The 15,106-nt window shown below is 62.1% G+C and carries 15 protein-coding genes; 8 read left to right on the top strand and 7 right to left on the bottom strand.

Features of this window, described 5'->3' with window-relative positions:
• Window positions 1–3: 3 nt before the first annotated feature.
• Genes DLM_RS08645 through DLM_RS08635 form a run of 3 tightly spaced genes read right to left on the bottom strand, consistent with a single transcriptional unit; the run spans window position 4 to window position 3,123 of the window.
• A complete protein-coding gene (locus tag DLM_RS08645; RefSeq protein ID WP_197715538.1) occupies window positions 4–1,335 on the bottom strand; it encodes an aspartate aminotransferase family protein in 1,332 nt (443 codons plus the stop codon).
• The gene (locus tag DLM_RS08640) at window positions 1,332–2,390 is read right to left on the bottom strand and encodes a phosphotransferase (RefSeq protein ID WP_167467072.1); all 1,059 of its coding nucleotides are present in this window, start codon (window positions 2,388–2,390) and stop codon (window positions 1,332–1,334) included. The genes DLM_RS08645 and DLM_RS08640 overlap by 4 nt, the downstream gene beginning before the upstream one ends.
• Window positions 2,383–3,123, bottom strand: a complete 741-nt coding sequence (locus DLM_RS08635; RefSeq protein WP_167467071.1) for an SDR family NAD(P)-dependent oxidoreductase — start codon at window positions 3,121–3,123, stop codon at window positions 2,383–2,385. Before DLM_RS08635 ends, DLM_RS08640 begins: the two co-directional genes overlap by 8 nt.
• Before the next feature lie 147 nt (window positions 3,124–3,270).
• Between DLM_RS08635 and DLM_RS08630 the strand changes: the two genes are divergently transcribed.
• Window positions 3,271–3,939 (top strand): GntR family transcriptional regulator, encoded by a 669-nt coding sequence (locus tag DLM_RS08630; protein ID WP_089083453.1) that lies wholly within the window; start codon window positions 3,271–3,273, stop codon window positions 3,937–3,939.
• Between the two features lie 172 nt (window positions 3,940–4,111).
• Entirely contained in the window at window positions 4,112–4,297 is a 186-nt protein-coding gene (locus DLM_RS08625) for a hypothetical protein (protein ID WP_089083454.1), read from the top strand.
• A 120-nt stretch (window positions 4,298–4,417) separates the two neighbouring features.
• On the opposite strand, the gene DLM_RS08620 is transcribed toward DLM_RS08625, so the two are convergent.
• Complete coding sequence (locus tag DLM_RS08620; RefSeq protein ID WP_089083455.1) at window positions 4,418–5,359, bottom strand: AEC family transporter; 942 nt, start codon at window positions 5,357–5,359, stop codon at window positions 4,418–4,420.
• Between the two features lie 424 nt (window positions 5,360–5,783).
• Here DLM_RS08620 and DLM_RS08615 point away from each other — a divergent pair, with 424 nt between their 5' ends.
• The 4 genes from DLM_RS08615 to DLM_RS08600 all read left to right on the top strand — a co-directional run bounded on the left by DLM_RS08615 (window position 5,784) and on the right by DLM_RS08600 (window position 9,882).
• On the top strand, window positions 5,784–6,431 hold the full coding sequence (locus DLM_RS08615; protein WP_089083456.1) for a 4Fe-4S dicluster domain-containing protein: 648 nt from the start codon (window positions 5,784–5,786) through the stop codon (window positions 6,429–6,431).
• Window positions 6,428–8,050, top strand: a complete 1,623-nt coding sequence (locus DLM_RS08610; protein ID WP_089083457.1) for an FAD-dependent oxidoreductase — start codon at window positions 6,428–6,430, stop codon at window positions 8,048–8,050. The genes DLM_RS08615 and DLM_RS08610 overlap by 4 nt, the downstream gene beginning before the upstream one ends.
• Before the next feature lie 12 nt (window positions 8,051–8,062).
• Window positions 8,063–9,313: a complex I 51 kDa subunit family protein gene (locus DLM_RS08605; RefSeq protein WP_089083458.1), complete on the top strand. Its 1,251-nt coding sequence runs from the start codon at window positions 8,063–8,065 to the stop codon at window positions 9,311–9,313.
• 77 nt (window positions 9,314–9,390) lie between these two features.
• Window positions 9,391–9,882: an aminoacyl-tRNA deacylase gene (locus DLM_RS08600; protein ID WP_089083459.1), complete on the top strand. Its 492-nt coding sequence runs from the start codon at window positions 9,391–9,393 to the stop codon at window positions 9,880–9,882.
• Between the two features lie 14 nt (window positions 9,883–9,896).
• On the opposite strand, the gene DLM_RS23325 is transcribed toward DLM_RS08600, so the two are convergent.
• Window positions 9,897–10,052 carry a hypothetical protein gene (locus DLM_RS23325; protein ID WP_167467070.1) on the bottom strand — a complete coding sequence of 52 codons (156 nt, stop codon included), beginning with the start codon at window positions 10,050–10,052 and terminating at the stop codon, window positions 9,897–9,899.
• A 223-nt stretch (window positions 10,053–10,275) separates the two neighbouring features.
• Between DLM_RS23325 and DLM_RS08595 the strand changes: the two genes are divergently transcribed.
• Window positions 10,276–11,901, top strand: coding sequence for a methyl-accepting chemotaxis protein (locus DLM_RS08595; RefSeq protein ID WP_089083460.1), 1,626 nt, complete (start codon window positions 10,276–10,278; stop codon window positions 11,899–11,901).
• Window positions 11,902–12,033: 132 nt separating this feature from the next.
• Here the strand turns inward: DLM_RS08595 and DLM_RS08590 are convergent, their stop codons facing one another.
• Both DLM_RS08590 and DLM_RS08585 read right to left on the bottom strand, forming a co-directional pair.
• Complete coding sequence (locus DLM_RS08590) at window positions 12,034–13,101, bottom strand: ATP-binding protein (protein WP_089083461.1); 1,068 nt, start codon at window positions 13,099–13,101, stop codon at window positions 12,034–12,036.
• Entirely contained in the window at window positions 13,098–13,838 is a 741-nt protein-coding gene (locus DLM_RS08585; RefSeq protein WP_197715537.1) for a response regulator, read from the bottom strand. The genes DLM_RS08590 and DLM_RS08585 overlap by 4 nt, the downstream gene beginning before the upstream one ends.
• Before the next feature lie 107 nt (window positions 13,839–13,945).
• On the opposite strand from DLM_RS08585, the gene DLM_RS08580 reads away from it, so the two are divergent.
• Window positions 13,946–15,091 (top strand): efflux RND transporter periplasmic adaptor subunit, encoded by a 1,146-nt coding sequence (locus tag DLM_RS08580; RefSeq protein WP_089083463.1) that lies wholly within the window; start codon window positions 13,946–13,948, stop codon window positions 15,089–15,091.
• Window positions 15,092–15,106: the final 15 nt, after the last annotated feature.

The following is a 15,106-nucleotide window of genomic DNA, read 5'->3' as shown; positions in this document are numbered from 1 at the left end:
TAATTACAGCCCGGCCAGCACCGCATCCAGCGCGCCCAGCAGCAGGTCGGCATGGTCGCGGCCAAACGGTAGCTGCGGCCGCACTTTCAGGATATTGCCTGCCGGGCCGGTGGCGCTGATCAGGATGCGCCGCTCGCGCAGCGCATTGACGATGCGCGTGGTCTGCGCACTTGCCGGGGTCTTGCTGTCGCGGTCGCTCACCATTTCCACGCCGATAAAGAAGCCGGTGCCGCGCACATCGCCAATCAGCGCATGCTTGCCGGCCAGTGCCTCGAAACCGGCCTTGAGGTAGGCACCGGTGTCGCGGGCATTCTGTTGCAAGCCCTCACGCTCAATCACATCCAGCACCGCCATGCCTGCAGCCACCGACACCGGATTGCCACCAAAGGTGTTGAAGTAACGTACCTGAGCGCCAAAGCAATCGATGATGTCAGCGCGCGCCATCAGCCCGGCCAGCGGGTGGCCATTGCCCATCGGCTTGCCCATGGTGATGATGTCCGGCACCACGCCATGCCGCTGGAAGCCCCAGAAATGGCTGCCACTGCGGGCGAAACCGGCCTGCACCTCGTCGGCGATGAACAGGCCGCCGGCGGCATGAATGGCATCCACCGCGCCTTGCAAAAATCCGGCTGGCTCGGCAAACACGCCATCACTGGTAAACAGCGTGTCCACCAGCAGTGCCGCCGGGCGGATGCCATGGCGTTGCAGGTCGGCAATGGCGGCCTGCACATCACGGGTAAAGCGTGCTGCCACATCCTGCGCATTGCCGCGATAGGCATCCGGCGGCGGCACGGTACGCACGTTAGGCCCCAGCGGCACGCCATCACCAAAGGCTGGCGAACAGGCAGCAATACTGCTGGTGACGCCGTGATAGGCATGCGCGGTGACAATCACCCCCTGCCCGCCGGTGAAGCTGCCCGCCAGCCGCAGGGCCAAATCGTTGGCTTCACTGCCGGTGCAGGTAAACATGGCCTGATAGCCGGGCATGGCCAGTGTGGACAGCAGGCGCTCGGCGTAATCGACAATGCCGTCGTTCAGGTAACGGGTATGGGTATTGAGCACGGCGGCCTGGCTGGCAATGGCGTCCACCACCTGCGGGTGGCAATGGCCCACCGAGGCCACATTGTTATACACGTCCAGATAGGGCTGGCCGTCCGGGTCGTACAAGTACACGCCTTCGGCGCGCACCACATGCAAGGGCTGCTGGTAGAACAGGCGGTAAGCCTGGCCCAGTGCCTGCTGGCGACGGCGGATCAGCGCCTGCTCGCGCTGTGGCAGGCTGTCGGCGGTGGCTGGGTCAAAGGCATTCACCATGCGTTGATCAGGCGGGTTCATGCGTGTCCTTTCATCTGGCACAAGGCAAACAAGTAGTCGGTAGCTTGGGCTTGTCCCAATGCAGACAGGCGCTGCAGGCCATCCCAACTCAAACCATTGTTGCGCAGGATATAGCTGCTGTTTTCCGGATGGCGCGCCGCGCGCCAGCCGGTAATGGTGACGGTCATGCACAGCCGGGTGAGAATCAGCGGGTACAGGATGGCAATTTCCTCCGCCTGCAGCGGACAGACTGCGTGATAGGCGGCAATCAGCTCCCCGGCGCTATCCAGCGGATTGTCATTGCCCGATAGCTGGTAGGAGCAGGCCACCGCCAGTTCGTTGATCAGCGGCGCTTCCACCATGTCACCAAAATCAATCAGTCCCACGGTGGTGGTGAGATCCTGCGGGTCCACCAGCACATTGTGCGGGTTGAGATCGTTATGGATGACCTGCCGCCGCAGGCCGCCCAACACCGGCTGCACATGCTGGATGAAATGGGCCAGCCAGTCCGCCAGCACGGCTTTTTGCGGGCTGTCCGGCGTTTCCGCCAGCAGCGCTTGCAGCCGCTCGGCATGCTGGATGTCCCACAGCAGCGGATGGTGTGCAGCCGGATGCGCATAGTCGCGCAAGGCATTGTCCAACCGCCCCAGCGTCTGGCCCAGATGGGCGCGCTGCGCCGGTGAGCGTTTGACCTGATGCAGCGGCTGGCCGGCCAGATAGCTCAGCAGGCGCAACACCCGCCGGCTGCCATCAGCCATGTCCACCACCGCATAGGGCAGGCCATCGCTGCGCGGCAACAACTGCGGCACCGGCAAACTTGGGTCCTGTGCCAGCGCATGCAGCAGCGCCCGGCTCTGGAAGTCGGTGACGGCACGGTCTTCGGCCGGATGGCTCAGCTTCAGTACATATTCACGACCGTCATCGCCGCGAATGTGGAAGTTGGCATCACGCTCGCTGTTGAGCGGGCTGGCCACCCCGCGCAGGCCATAGTGCTGCCACAGCAGGCTGGTGGCCTCGCGGCAATCCACCGCCGCGGCCATGGTGGAAAACAACTGGTCTATCACCATCTCAGACATGCTGTCCCCCGTTGATATGGATTTCCGAGCCATTGATATACGAGGAATGGCCAGAGCACAGGAAGTGAATCGCCTCAGCCACTTCATGCGGGGTTCCCAGGCGGTGCAAGGGAATATCGCGCTCGACAATGCTGGCGGTATTGGGCGACAGGATGGCGGTGTCGATTTCCCCCGGCGCGATGGCATTGGCACGGATGCCATGCGGGCCGAACTCATGCGCCAGTTCGCGCGTCAGCGCCGCCAGTCCGGCCTTGGAGGCGGCATACGCCACCCCGGCAAAGGGGTGAACACGCGAACCGGCAATGGAGGTGACATTGACAATGGAGCCCTGGCCTTTTTTCAGCTCGGGAAACAGGCCGCGTGCCAGCAAGGCGGTAGACACCAGATTGACATTCAGCACCCGGCTCCAGTCATCGGCGGAGCTGGCCAGAATGCCCAGCCGTTCGCCTTGCGGCCCCTTGGGCGAGATGCCGGCATTGTTCACCAGCGCGTGCAGCTCACCGTTTGGCAAGCGGCTTCTGACCTCGGCAATCAGCTTGTCCAGGCAGGACAGATCCGACAAATCAGCCTGTACATGACTTTGCCGGGCCGATGGCCACAGGCAGGCTTCGGAAAAGGGCTGCCGTGACACGGTGAAAATCTGCCAGCCGTTTTCCTGAAACAGCTTTACCGTGGCATGACCGATGCCGCGACTGGCACCGGTCAACAACATATAGCGGGTGGGATGGGACATGATGGCGCTCCTGGTTCTGAGGCAGATTGGCAGATGCTGCCGCCCTTGCCCGATTCAGCCAAATTTATGATGCATCATATTTGTTGCATTTGACTCTGGCAAGTGCGGTGTTACCATGCAGCTTTGCCCTTACTTGCACCCCACGCCATGGATTACCAACTGGACACACTGGAACACGACAATCTGGGTAGCACGGTGTATCAGATGCTGTGCAAGGCGCTGATCCAGGGGCGGCTGCAACCTGGCGCACGACTGAAAATACGCGATCTGGCCGAGCAACTGGGCACCAGCGTCACCCCGGTGCGCGATGCCATCCTGCGTCTGGTGCAGGAGCAGGCGCTCACCATGCAGTCGCCGCGTGACATCCGCGTGCCCTATATGACGGTGGAGCGTTATCTGGAAATCCGCGCCATTCGCATCCGCCTGGAAGGGCTGGCGGCGGAAACGGCTGCGCAGAAGGCAGACGCCAGCGCCATTGCCCGGCTGGAAGACATTGTCAGCCGCAATGCCGCCGCCATGCGCGTACAGGACATCGCACTTGGCTGCGAGCTGAATCAGCAATTTCACTTTGCGCTGGTGGAAATAGCCGGCCTACCGTTTTTACAGGGCATCCTGTATCGCATCTGGCTGCAGATGGGGCCGCTGATTGCCGCGGTGTACCAGCAAGGCGGCAGCGACATGATCGACTACCACTACCCGGTGCTGGAGGCCATCCGTCGCCAGGATGGTGCTGCAGCGGCCAGCGCCATTGGCGATGACATCCTGCACGGTGGACACAGCATTCTGCTGCATTTGCAAGCCCGCCAACCGGCCTAGCGGCGCAGCCCCAAGCCGCGGCTGACGGTTTTCCGTACGCCAAAACACGGAAAACCGTCAGCAAGCCAAAGTGCAATAAAAAATATCCTTGTTTTTCAATTACCTGCAAATAAAAAACCAGGCACGGCTTTTGCAATAGCTGGCGACATCTGCGTTACGGAAAGCTGCTGCCATGACCTTCAAACTACTGCTCAGCCTGATTGGCTCTTCCTTGCTGGCCCGCCAACTGGGCAGCAACCCGCTGGACGCATTGGACACGCTGTCCCTGCCCACGGTGCTGCTGCTGATGACGCTGGGCAATGCCGCCACCTATCTGCTGGTGCGACTGCTGTTCATCAGGCTGTCTGCCGCACACTGAGCCATCCCGGCGCACGCCATCCCCACAGGCAATACCCTGCACACATGACAAGGCCCGGCAATGCCGGGCCTTGTTGCTGCCGCTCAGACTGGCAGCGCCAGCCTGAGCGTGCAGTCGCCATCACACCATGAAGTAAATCAGCGCCGCTTCACCAAACACGCCAATCACCGTACCCACCAGCACCGAGTGCGAGGCATGCAGTGCATAGGTCTGGTTGCGCACGGCAAACATCGAGGCGGCAATGGCGGTGGGCACCGCCCCGACAATCAGCGCCTGCTTGGCAAACTCGGCATCCACGCCAAACAGGAAGATGCCCAGCAACATCAGGGCCGGTTGCAGGAAGTTCTTCATCGCCACATTGCCCACCACATGGCCGTTGAAGCTGGGTTTTTCCCCGCAGAACATCAGGCCCAGCGCCAGCAGCGACACCCCGCCGGCCGCCTTGGCCAGCATGTCCACGCTTTCCTGTACCGCAGCGGGCAGATGCAGGTGATTGAAGCTGAGGATCACCCCCAGAATCGGCAGCCAGACAATCTGGTTGGACAGGGTTTTCACCAGGCTTTGCTTGAGCATGGCCACCACGCCGTCATCTGCGCCGGCATCGGACATCTCGCCGCAACGGCACAGCACGATGGTAAGCGGCAGGATGATGAAGCTGGTGATCAGATTGCCGATCAGCACCGCAATAAAACCCTGCGGCCCGCACACCTGCTGCAAGATGGGCGCGCCAAAATAAGCCATGTCCGGGAAAGTACATACCAGCGCCTGGATGGCGCTGGTTTTCAGCCCCTGGCGGTAGTAATAACGCCCGGCCAGCAAGGCCAGCACATAGGTGCCGACAAAGCCGAAAGTCATGCACAGAATGAATGGCAGGTTCTGGATGCGCTCCGGCGGCGTTTTCAAAGCGCCGATAAACAATGAACACGGCAAGGCATAACGCATTACCAGCGTTGCCATCACCCCCACATCCGCCTGGCGGAAATAACCACGCTGGCCGCCAAACCAGCCCAATAACATCAACAGCACCACCGGCAGCAGTGCCGTGCTCATGGTTCCCCACATGATCTTGCTCCTCATCTCTGTAATGTTTGTCTCGCGATTGCAGAGCAAGCCCCGTGCCACGAAAAAACAAATACAAACCACTGTTTTTATTGAGGAATAAGCCACACAAAAACCATGAAGTGCGGATAGCCGCGAATCTGTCGCGCACCAAGTACGGAAATCCGTACTTTTATGCATGTCCCGGCTGACCCGCCAGCCAGGCTGAATGGCAGGAATTCCGTCCATCCGGCCGCGGCAAAGCGACGGAATTCCGTCACTACATCGCCCTGACGCCAGGCTGAATCCTGCTTTTTCCTTTGTTTTCAGATACCTGCACAGCACATGCCGCATGGCACGCTCCTTGCAAAGACCCTGATAACGGACAGGCCATTACGCCCGCAGCGGCAGGCGGCGTGATGACCAGAACCACAGCAAAGGAAATCCCATGAGTGAAACCATCCGCATCAGCATCGATGGCAAGGTGGTGGACGCTGCAGCCGGCAACTCCATCCTGCATACCCGCCTGCAAGGCGAAGAAGCACTGACCGCCAATATCGGCTGCATGGGCCAGGGGGTATGCGGCTCCTGTCGCTGCCTGGTACGCAAGGCGGGCGAACGCAGTGCCGAAACGCGACTGGCCTGTGAAACCGTGGTGGAGGACGGCATGCAAGTCAGCTTCATCGACTACTACCTGCCTGATCATGTACACCGCTACCGCCCGCAGGACTTGCGCGACGGCTGGCAGGCGCTGCCACAACTGCAACAAACCTTTCCGGAAATCAGCCAATGCCGGCACTGCAGCGGCTGCGACCGCGCCTGTCCGCGCCACATCCCGGTGCAACAGGGCATTGCGCTGGCCAATAGTGGCCAACTGCAAGCCGCCGCCGCGCTGTTTGATGCCTGCATCATGTGCAATCTGTGTACGCTGGCCTGCCCGGAAAACATCCGCCCCAATCATGTCGGCCTCTACCTGCGCCGCGCCCAGGCCATCCAGAACCTGCGTCCGGGCGATCTGCTGCGCCGACTTGAGCAGCAAGCCAGAGGCGAAATGGCCATCAACACCCTGGCAGACAACACAAGGAGCGAGGCATGACTAGCGCCATTCCCTATCTGCAGGCCCTGAGCAATCTGCACGCCCATGCACAGCCAGCGCTGCGTCCGGCCGACCTGTCGCGCAGCGCGCTGCTGGCGCAATACCACCCGGACAATGCCGACAATGCCAGCACCCTGCTGCAGATCGGCCCCAGCCGTGGCCAGCCCTGCCACCCGCGGCTGGCGGCGCTGCTGCAAAGCAATGCGCTGATCGACGGCTTTGACCTGGCCGGTGCCGAACAGCGCAGCACCGAGGTGTTGGTGATTGGCGGTGGTGGTGCCGGTGCCGCCGCCGCGCTGACCGCCGCGCGCAGCGGTGCCGAGGTGATCCTGGCCAGCAAGCTGCGCTTGGGCGACAGCAATACCGTGATGGCCGAAGGCGGCATTCAGGCCGCACTGGCCGCCAATGACAGCCCGCAACAACACTTTGACGATGCCATGCGCGGCGGACACCAGGCGGCCAATGCGCAATTGCTGGCGCAGATGGCCAGTGATGCACCCGGTGTGATTCGCTGGCTGATTGAGCTGGGCATGCACTTTGATCTGGAAGACCCGTTCACCGATGGCGGCAAGCTGCGCTACAAGCAGGCGGGCGGCTGCAGCCAGCCGCGCATCCTGTGCTATCGCGATTACACCGGGCTGGAGATGATGCGGGTGCTGCGCGAAACGGTAGAGCTGGAACCTGCCATCACCCAGCTCAACCGCTGTCCGGTAGTGGAACTGCTGTCGCATGAAGACGGCAGTTGTGCCGGTGCCGTGCTGTACGATCTGGAATACCAGCGTTTCATCGTGGTTTCCGCCCGCCAGACCATTCTGGCCACCGGAGGCTGCGGCCGGCTGCATCTGCAGGACTTCCCCACCTCCAATCACTACGGTGCCACCGCCGACGGGCTGGTGCTGGCCTACCGCATCGGTGCCGGCTTGCGTGACATGGATGCCTTCCAGTACCACCCCACCGGCGTGGCCTGGCCACAGCGCCTGCGTGGCGGGCTGATCTCCGAAGCCGCCCGCTCCGGCGGGGCCTTGCTGGTCAACGGGCTGGGCGAGCGCTTTGTCGAAGAACTGGCCCCGCGCGATGTCGTCACCGCCGCCATCCTGCGCGAATGCGCCGCCGGACGCGGCATCGAACGCAATGGTCAGATCGGCGTGTTCCTGGACACCCGGCAACTGGGGGCCGACCTGGCCAGCCGCCTGCCCGCACTCCAGCATCTGGCCGACAAATGCGGCATCGACCCCAGCCGCGAGCCCATGCTGATCTACCCCACCCTGCACTACCAGAACGGTGGCGTCATCATCGACGGCAACGGCCAGACCGCCGTACCCGGCCTGCTGTGCGCCGGGGAAATCACCGGCGGCATCCATGGCCGCAACCGGCTGATGGGCAATGCGCTGCTGGACATCCTGGCCTTTGGCCGCCGTGCCGGTCGCCAGGCCGCCCGCCTGGCCCAGGCCGCCCGTCACAAATCCACCCTGCCACCACAACGTGGCGGCATCGAACACGTCTACCGCTGGCAACGCCAGTTGGCCCTGGCCGGACTGGACAGCAGCCAGCAAGCACCATTGCTCTACCCCGGCGATGCACGGCTGAAACTGCAGCGCCCCACCGGCCCGCGCGTCTAGGAGAACAACATCATGGAAAAACTCAATCAGGTTCTGCTCAACCCTGCGCTACAGGTAGGCCCGGATCTGGCCGCCTGGTTGCAGGCCGGTGGCGGCCTTGGCCTGCAAGCCGCCCTCAACGCCCCCACCACCATCATCCGCCAGATTGCCGATGCCGACCTGCGCGGCATGGGCGGGGCCGGTTTCCCGGCCTGGCGCAAATGGGAAGCCACCGCCAATGCGGTGGGCGATAACAAATACGTGGTGTGCAATGGCAATGAAGATGAGCCTGGCACCTTCAAGGACCGCACCTTGCTCAGCGCTTCGCCGCATCAGGTGGTGGAAGGCGCGCTGATTGCCGCACTGGCGGTGCGCGCTGCCTGCGTCATTTTCTATATCAACCCGCACCAGGGCCAAAGCCTGCAGCATATGCGGTTGGCGGTCAGCCAATGGCAGGACAGCCCATGGCTGGACAAGCTGGCCGCCGCGCTGGGACACCCGCTGGCCATCAAGGTGGTGGCCAGCTCCGGCCGCTATATCGGTGGCGAAGAAACCGCGGTGGTGGCCTCGCTGGAAGCCGGCTTCCCCTTCCCGCGCAAAAAACCGCCCTTCCCGGCGGAACAAGGCATCAACGGCCAGCCCACGCTGATCAATAATGTGGAAACCCTGGCCAATGTCAGCCACATCCTGCGCCATGGTGCCGCGTGGTACCGCGCACTAGGCGTGGGCAAGGCCGGTGGCACCAAGCTGTACTCGCTGTCAGGCGACGTGCTGCGCCCCGGCCTGTACGAGCTGCCCATGGGCACCAGCCTGCAGGAACTGGTGTTCCACTACGGCGGCGGCATGCTGCAGGGCAAGGCCTTCAAGGCCGTGTTTACCGGCGGCCCGTCCAACACCCTGCTTACCGCGCGCGACCTGGACGTGGCACTGGACTTTGACTCGGTATGGCTGCGCCATTCGCGGCTGGGTACCGGTGCGATGATTGTCATCTCCGAAGGCAGCAGCATCATCCGCAAGGTGGCCGAATACATCGACTTCTTTGCCAAGGGCTCCTGCGGCCAATGCCCGTCCTGCAAATGCGGCACCTTCCAACTGGCCCGCCTGCTGGACCGGGTGGACGGCGGGCGCCACAGCCATGCCGACCTGGACGCGCTGCAACACCTGTGCCAAATCCTGCCCGGCAGCGGCCGCTGCGGGCTGATCGACGGTGCTGTCACCGTGGTGAAAAGCTCCATGCACACCTTCCCGCAGGAATACGGCCTGACTGCACCGGCAGAAGCCTGAGCGGGCCAAGCCTCAACCCAAGCAGCCCGGCAGCCTTGCTCTGCCGGCAACCACAACCACACCACAGGAATGATCCGATGCGCCAACAAACCATCGCCGGCAGCACCCCGGCACTGCGCTTTTTGCTGGACCACAAGGTGGATTTCACTTGCCACGCCTACAGCTATGAAGAACACGGCGGTACCGCCACCCCGGCCCGCGAACTGAATGTGGACGAACACAGCGTCATCAAGACCCTGGTATTTGAAGACCAGGACGGCCTGCCACTGGTGGTGCTGATGCATGGCGACCGCAAGGTGTCCACCAAGGAACTGGCCCGCCAGCTACCTTGCAAGAAGGTGCAAGCCTGCAAACCGGACGTGGCCAACCGCCATTCCGGCTATCTGGTGGGCGGCACCAGCCCCTTCGCCACCCGTACGCCGATGCCGGTATACATGGAAGCCAGCATCCTGCAACTGCAGCAGGTCTACATCAATGGAGGCCGCCGCGGCCTGCAAGTGGCCATGTCACCGCTGGATATCAGCCGCTTGCTGCAGGCGCGCTGCGTGGAAGTGGCGCTGGAAAAGTAAACCCCACCACGCCGTCACCGCAATAAGGGCAGCCAGGCAAAACCCTGCCCCACCTTGCCGTACTGCTTGCGCTGCCTGTGGCGGCGCGCCCTGCGCCAGGCTGCCAGGCGCTGCTTGGCCACGCCAGCGCCGCGCACTGGCCGTCCCCCGCCTGGCAGCCCTGTCGCCATGGCGGCAATCAGTCCCCGCCCCGGCAGCCGCGGCGCATTGTTGTCGCCACAGTCTGATCATCCCCAAGGCCGCTGACAGCGGCAGCAATATATTGTCTTGTACTGCCCACCACGCTGGTCTATCAACAGATAGCAAATAAACCGGGCGATTGATTAGTGATTGCTTGTTTGACCATTCACAGTGCAACGCCCTATTAAATCAAAACCGTGGTGGGGGAAGATCATGTTTAGCCAATTATCCGTAAAACAGAAACTGCTCGGGGGTTTTACCCTGGTCATCATGCTGTTGTTCATCCTGCTGGGCGTGGCGATTTTCAATATGAAAATCATCAACAGCAAAATCATGGACATGACGCAGGACCGCTACCCCAAGATATCCCTGGTCAACAGCATTACCGTGAAATCAATGGATATGGGCCGTCAGATCCGCAATGCGGTGTTGTTTGCTAACGAAAATGCCGACGAGTATGTGAGCAAAGTCACCGACCTGGACAAATCGCAGGATGAGGATCTGGCCAAGATAGCGCCTATGCTTTCCACCGAAAAAGGCAAGGCCATGTTTGCCAAACTGCAAGAGCAGAACCTGGCATTGACTGCCGCGCTGGAGCAGGTCTACCCCTTGATTCGCAGCCACAAATCGGCTGAGGCAGCCATTCTGTTGAAACAGAAAGTTGCTCCGGCCAACAATACCTTTATGGCCAGCCTGAAGGAGTTTGCCGCCTTTCAGGAAGAGCTGATGCAAAAATCGATGCAGGATGCCTCTCGCGCCTATCAGGATGCCATGGTCAGCATGATGACGGTGGGAGGGATGGCCCTGTTGCTGGCGGTGGCCTGTGCCTTGTTCATTGCCCGGCTCATCACCCTGCCGCTGCAGAAATCTGCCCGCCTGGTAGAGCAAATCCGTCAAGGCAACCTGACCGGCCAGGATGAGGACTACCCCAAGGCGCGTGACGAAGCCATACAGATCGCCCGCGGCATCCAGGAAATGCGCAGCGGCCTGCGCGAAATCGTACAGTCCATCCAACAGAATGCACACAATGTGTCGGACTCCGCCCGTGAGCTGTCCAGCATGGCAGAGCAAGTGGCCAGCGGCGCGCAGCACCAGGCCGAAGCCACGTCGGAAGCCGCCGCCACCATCGAACAATTGACCGTCAGCATCAATCATGTGGCGGACAATTCCGACGAGGCCAAACGCCAGTCCTTGCAGACCGGCAGCCTGGCCCGTGACGGTGGCAAGGAAGTGATTGATTCAGTGGCCCGTATCAAGGATGTCAGCCAGGCGGTCAGCGGCACCTCCACCCAGATGAATATGCTGAGCAATGAGGTGCAAAAGATTGACAGCATCGTCACCGTGATTCGCGATGTTGCCGACCAGACCAATCTCCTGGCGCTGAACGCCGCCATCGAAGCCGCCCGCGCCGGCGAAATGGGACGAGGCTTTGCCGTGGTGGCCGACGAGGTGCGCAAACTGGCGGAACGCACCACCTCTTCGGCACAGGAAATCACCCAGATGATCAACTCCATCCAGCATGGCGTCAGCCGCGTGGTGGGCAGCATGGACTCCAGCCTGGACAGCGTGCAGGCTGTCACCAGCAGCACCGAACTGGCCTCGCAAACCATCACCCGTATTGGCAACAGCACCCATGCAATCGAACGCAGCATTGCCAATATCACCGATGCACTGGGTGAGCAGCGCACCGCCAGCCAAAGCCTGGCACAAAACATGGAGCGGGTATCACATATGGCGGAGGAAAACAGCGCCACGGTAGAGGAGCTGGCAACCACATCGGCGCAACTGAGCGCGCTGTCGCATAACCTGCAAAGCATCACCGCACGCTTTCAGGTATAGCCAGCCGGCCCGCAGCCATGCGGCAGAGGCTAAGCGGGCCGCCCCCAGCTACACCGCCCCCAGGCAGTCACCGCCCAGGCTTAACCAACAGCAGCCGCCCTGGCCCTTAGCTGCCGCCCGGCCAGGCAGCGACTAAGCTGGCGCGGTGACGCAGTCCTCCGGCCAGCTTAGGGTAAAGCGGGTCCCCCCGTCCGGCGTGCGCTGGCAACTTGCCTGCCCGCCATGCGCCCGCGCAATGGCCGCCACCACCGCCAGTCCCAGCCCGCTGCCCGGAGCCTTGCTGTCTGGCGCCCGCCGGAATGCGGTAAAAACCAGGGCTTGCAAGGATGCGGCAATGCCAGGCCCGCTATCGGTCACGCTAAGCTGATTGATGCCTGCCTGACGGCTTAGCTGGATAGTGACCGGCCCGGCAAGCGCATGCAGCCTGGCGTTTTCCAGCAAGGCCAGCAGCGCCTGGCCAATCCGGTCCGGATCGCAGTTCACCTGTGTCAGTTGAAGGTCGAGGATCAGAGATTGTCCGGCCTCGGCCAGCGGGTGATGCAGCATCTCCGCCAGCGCGCGGATTTCCGCCTGCAGCGCCACCGGCTGGCAGCGCAGCGACAAATGCCCGCTCTCGGCCAGGCTGACCACCCGCAAGTCTTCAATCAACTGATTCAGGCCCTCCACCTGGGAGAGCAAGCGGCGGAACTGTGCCTCATCCGGCGCAAACACGCCTTCGGCCAGACCTTGCAACCGCCCACGCAAAATGGTGACTGGCGTCCTTAATTCATGCGCAATGGCGGCATTCCAGAATGCCTGCTCCTCGGTCATCTGCTGCAGCCTGCTGGCCAGCACATTGAAGTCATCCACCAGTTGGGTAGCTTCACCCAACTGGTGATCACCGGACACGGCGCGCGCCGTCAGATCACCCTGGGCCAGCCGCCGGATGCCGGCAATGACGGAATTGAGCGGTAGCAGGATGCGCCGTGACAGCTTGATGGCGACCAGCGCCGCCGCCAGCAGCGCGCTCAGCGCGGTGATGATCAGCCAGGTCCACTCCGGCCCGGTGGGGTAAAAAGTGTCTCCCGGAAAATTCTCGGGCCAGTATTCAAGCCACAGATAATAAAAAGCATAGGAAGTCAGCACCAGGAACAGGGTTACGCCCAGGGCCATGGCCATCATCGTCAGGACAATCTGCCGGCTAAGCCCCACCAGTCTCATGGCTCACCTCCAAAGCGGTAGCCCACGCCGCGGACACCGGCTGGGATGCCGCGAATGCCCAGTGCTTCCAGCTTTTTGCGCAGCTTGCTGATATGGCTGTCCACCGTACGCTCCAGCGCATCGCTCTCGGGCAGGCAGTGGGCCAGCAGTTCGCCACGGCTGAAAACGCGCTTGGGCGAGCGGGCCAGTTGCAGCAGCAATTTGTATTCGGTCAATGTCAGCTCCAGCGGCAGCAATTGCCCGGCAATATCAGCCAGCACCTCATGGCGCTCCTGATCAATCTGCAAGGGCTTCACCCGGATGCGCTGCGTGGCCGGGCTGCCCGGCCTGGGCGTGGCGCGCCGTAGCACCGCCTGGGTCCGCGCCACCACCTCGGCAGGGTTGAAAGGCTTGACCACATAATCGTCAGCCCCCAGGCGCAAGCCCATCAGCTTGTCGATGTCCTGGTCCATCGCGGTCAGCATGATCACCGGGGTATCGCCGCGCAGCCGCACTTCAGACAATACCCGCCAGCCATCCAGCTCTGGCATCTGCACATCCAGCAGCAACAGGTCCGGCTTGTGGCTCAGATGCATGGCCAGGGCCTCTCGTCCGTTTCTGGCATGCAGGCTGCGCAATCCGCTGCGTTCCAGATAGGCGGCAATGATTTCTGCAATTTCCACTTCGTCTTCTGCGATCAGGATCACCGCCTGTTTCAGCGGCACGGTGCTGCCCACGGTCTGCAAGTCGTTCGTCACGGCACAATCTCCATCGAATCTCCACATTGTTTCAGCTTGAACTCCACAGGGTCAATTCAGAATCCGGCACGCAGGTGCATTGTCACCCACTCATAAAGGTATTTTGCATGCAGCTTGACCCGTTTATCCGCCTTGGCGGCATTGCCGCCCTGCTTGCCCTGCTCACCGCATGCGATCAGGCAGAAACCGCGGAGTCACCCACCCTGCCACAAGTCACCACCGTAGTGCTCAGTCCAGGCCGACTGGAACTGAGCGAAGACCTGCCCGGCCGCGTTGCACCGCTGCGGATGGCGGAAATCCGGCCGCAAATCAGCGGCATCGTCCAGCAGCGGCTGTTTGAACAAGGTGGCGAAGTCCGCGCCGGGCAGGCGCTGTTCCGTATCAATCCGGCACCGCTGATGGCCGAACGCGATACTGCGCTGGCCGCGCTGCAAAGGGCGGAAGCGGTGCTGGCCCGCGCCCGGTTGCAGGCGCAGCGGCTGGAACCGCTGGTGCAGGCCGATGCGATCAGCCGGCAAGTTTACGATGACGCGGTTTCCCAGCGCGAACAGGCTGCCGCTGATGTGGCCCAGGCGCGCGCCACGCTGCAGCGGAAAAAACTGGAGCTCAAATACGCCACCGTGGATGCACCGATCTCCGGCCGTATCGACCAGGCACTGGTCACCGAAGGTGCGCTGGTAAGCAGTAACGATGCCAGCCCGATGGCGCGCATCCAGCAGATTGACAAGGTGTATGTCGATGTACGCCGTCCGGCCGCCTCGCTTGAAGCATTGCAGCAAGCCCTGGGCAATCGGGACGGCAATGGCCAGAGCGGGCTGCCGGTAACGCTTCTGCGCAGCGATGGCACTGCCTATGAAACCAAGGGGCGCATTCTGTTTTCCGGCATCAATGTCGATGCCGGCACCGGCGATGTGCTGTTGCGCGTGCAGGTGGACAACCCGAAGCGCCAATTGCTGCCAGGCATGTACGTGCGCGCCAGGGTGCCGCTGGCGCATTACAGCAATGCGCTAACCCTGCCGCAGCAGGCGGTCATCCATTCCGCGGGAAAAACCCAGGTCTGGACTGTCGATGGCCACAACAAGGCGCATCTGACCCCGGTCAGGGTTGGCGAGCTGGTCAACCGCCATTACCGCGTTGTCGCCGGGCTGATCAAGGGGCAGCAGGTGGTGGTGGAAGGGATGGATCGCCTGAGCGATGGCGCACAGCTTGCTGTGCGGCGCTATTTTGCTCCGGCACAACCTCTGGCTGATTAATCAGAAAGCTTTTGT

The sequence above is a fragment of the Aquitalea magnusonii genome (assembly GCF_002217795.2).
In the GTDB taxonomy this organism is placed as follows: domain Bacteria; phylum Pseudomonadota; class Gammaproteobacteria; order Burkholderiales; family Chromobacteriaceae; genus Aquitalea; species Aquitalea magnusonii_B.
This window is presented reverse-complemented; position numbering and strand designations above follow the sequence as displayed.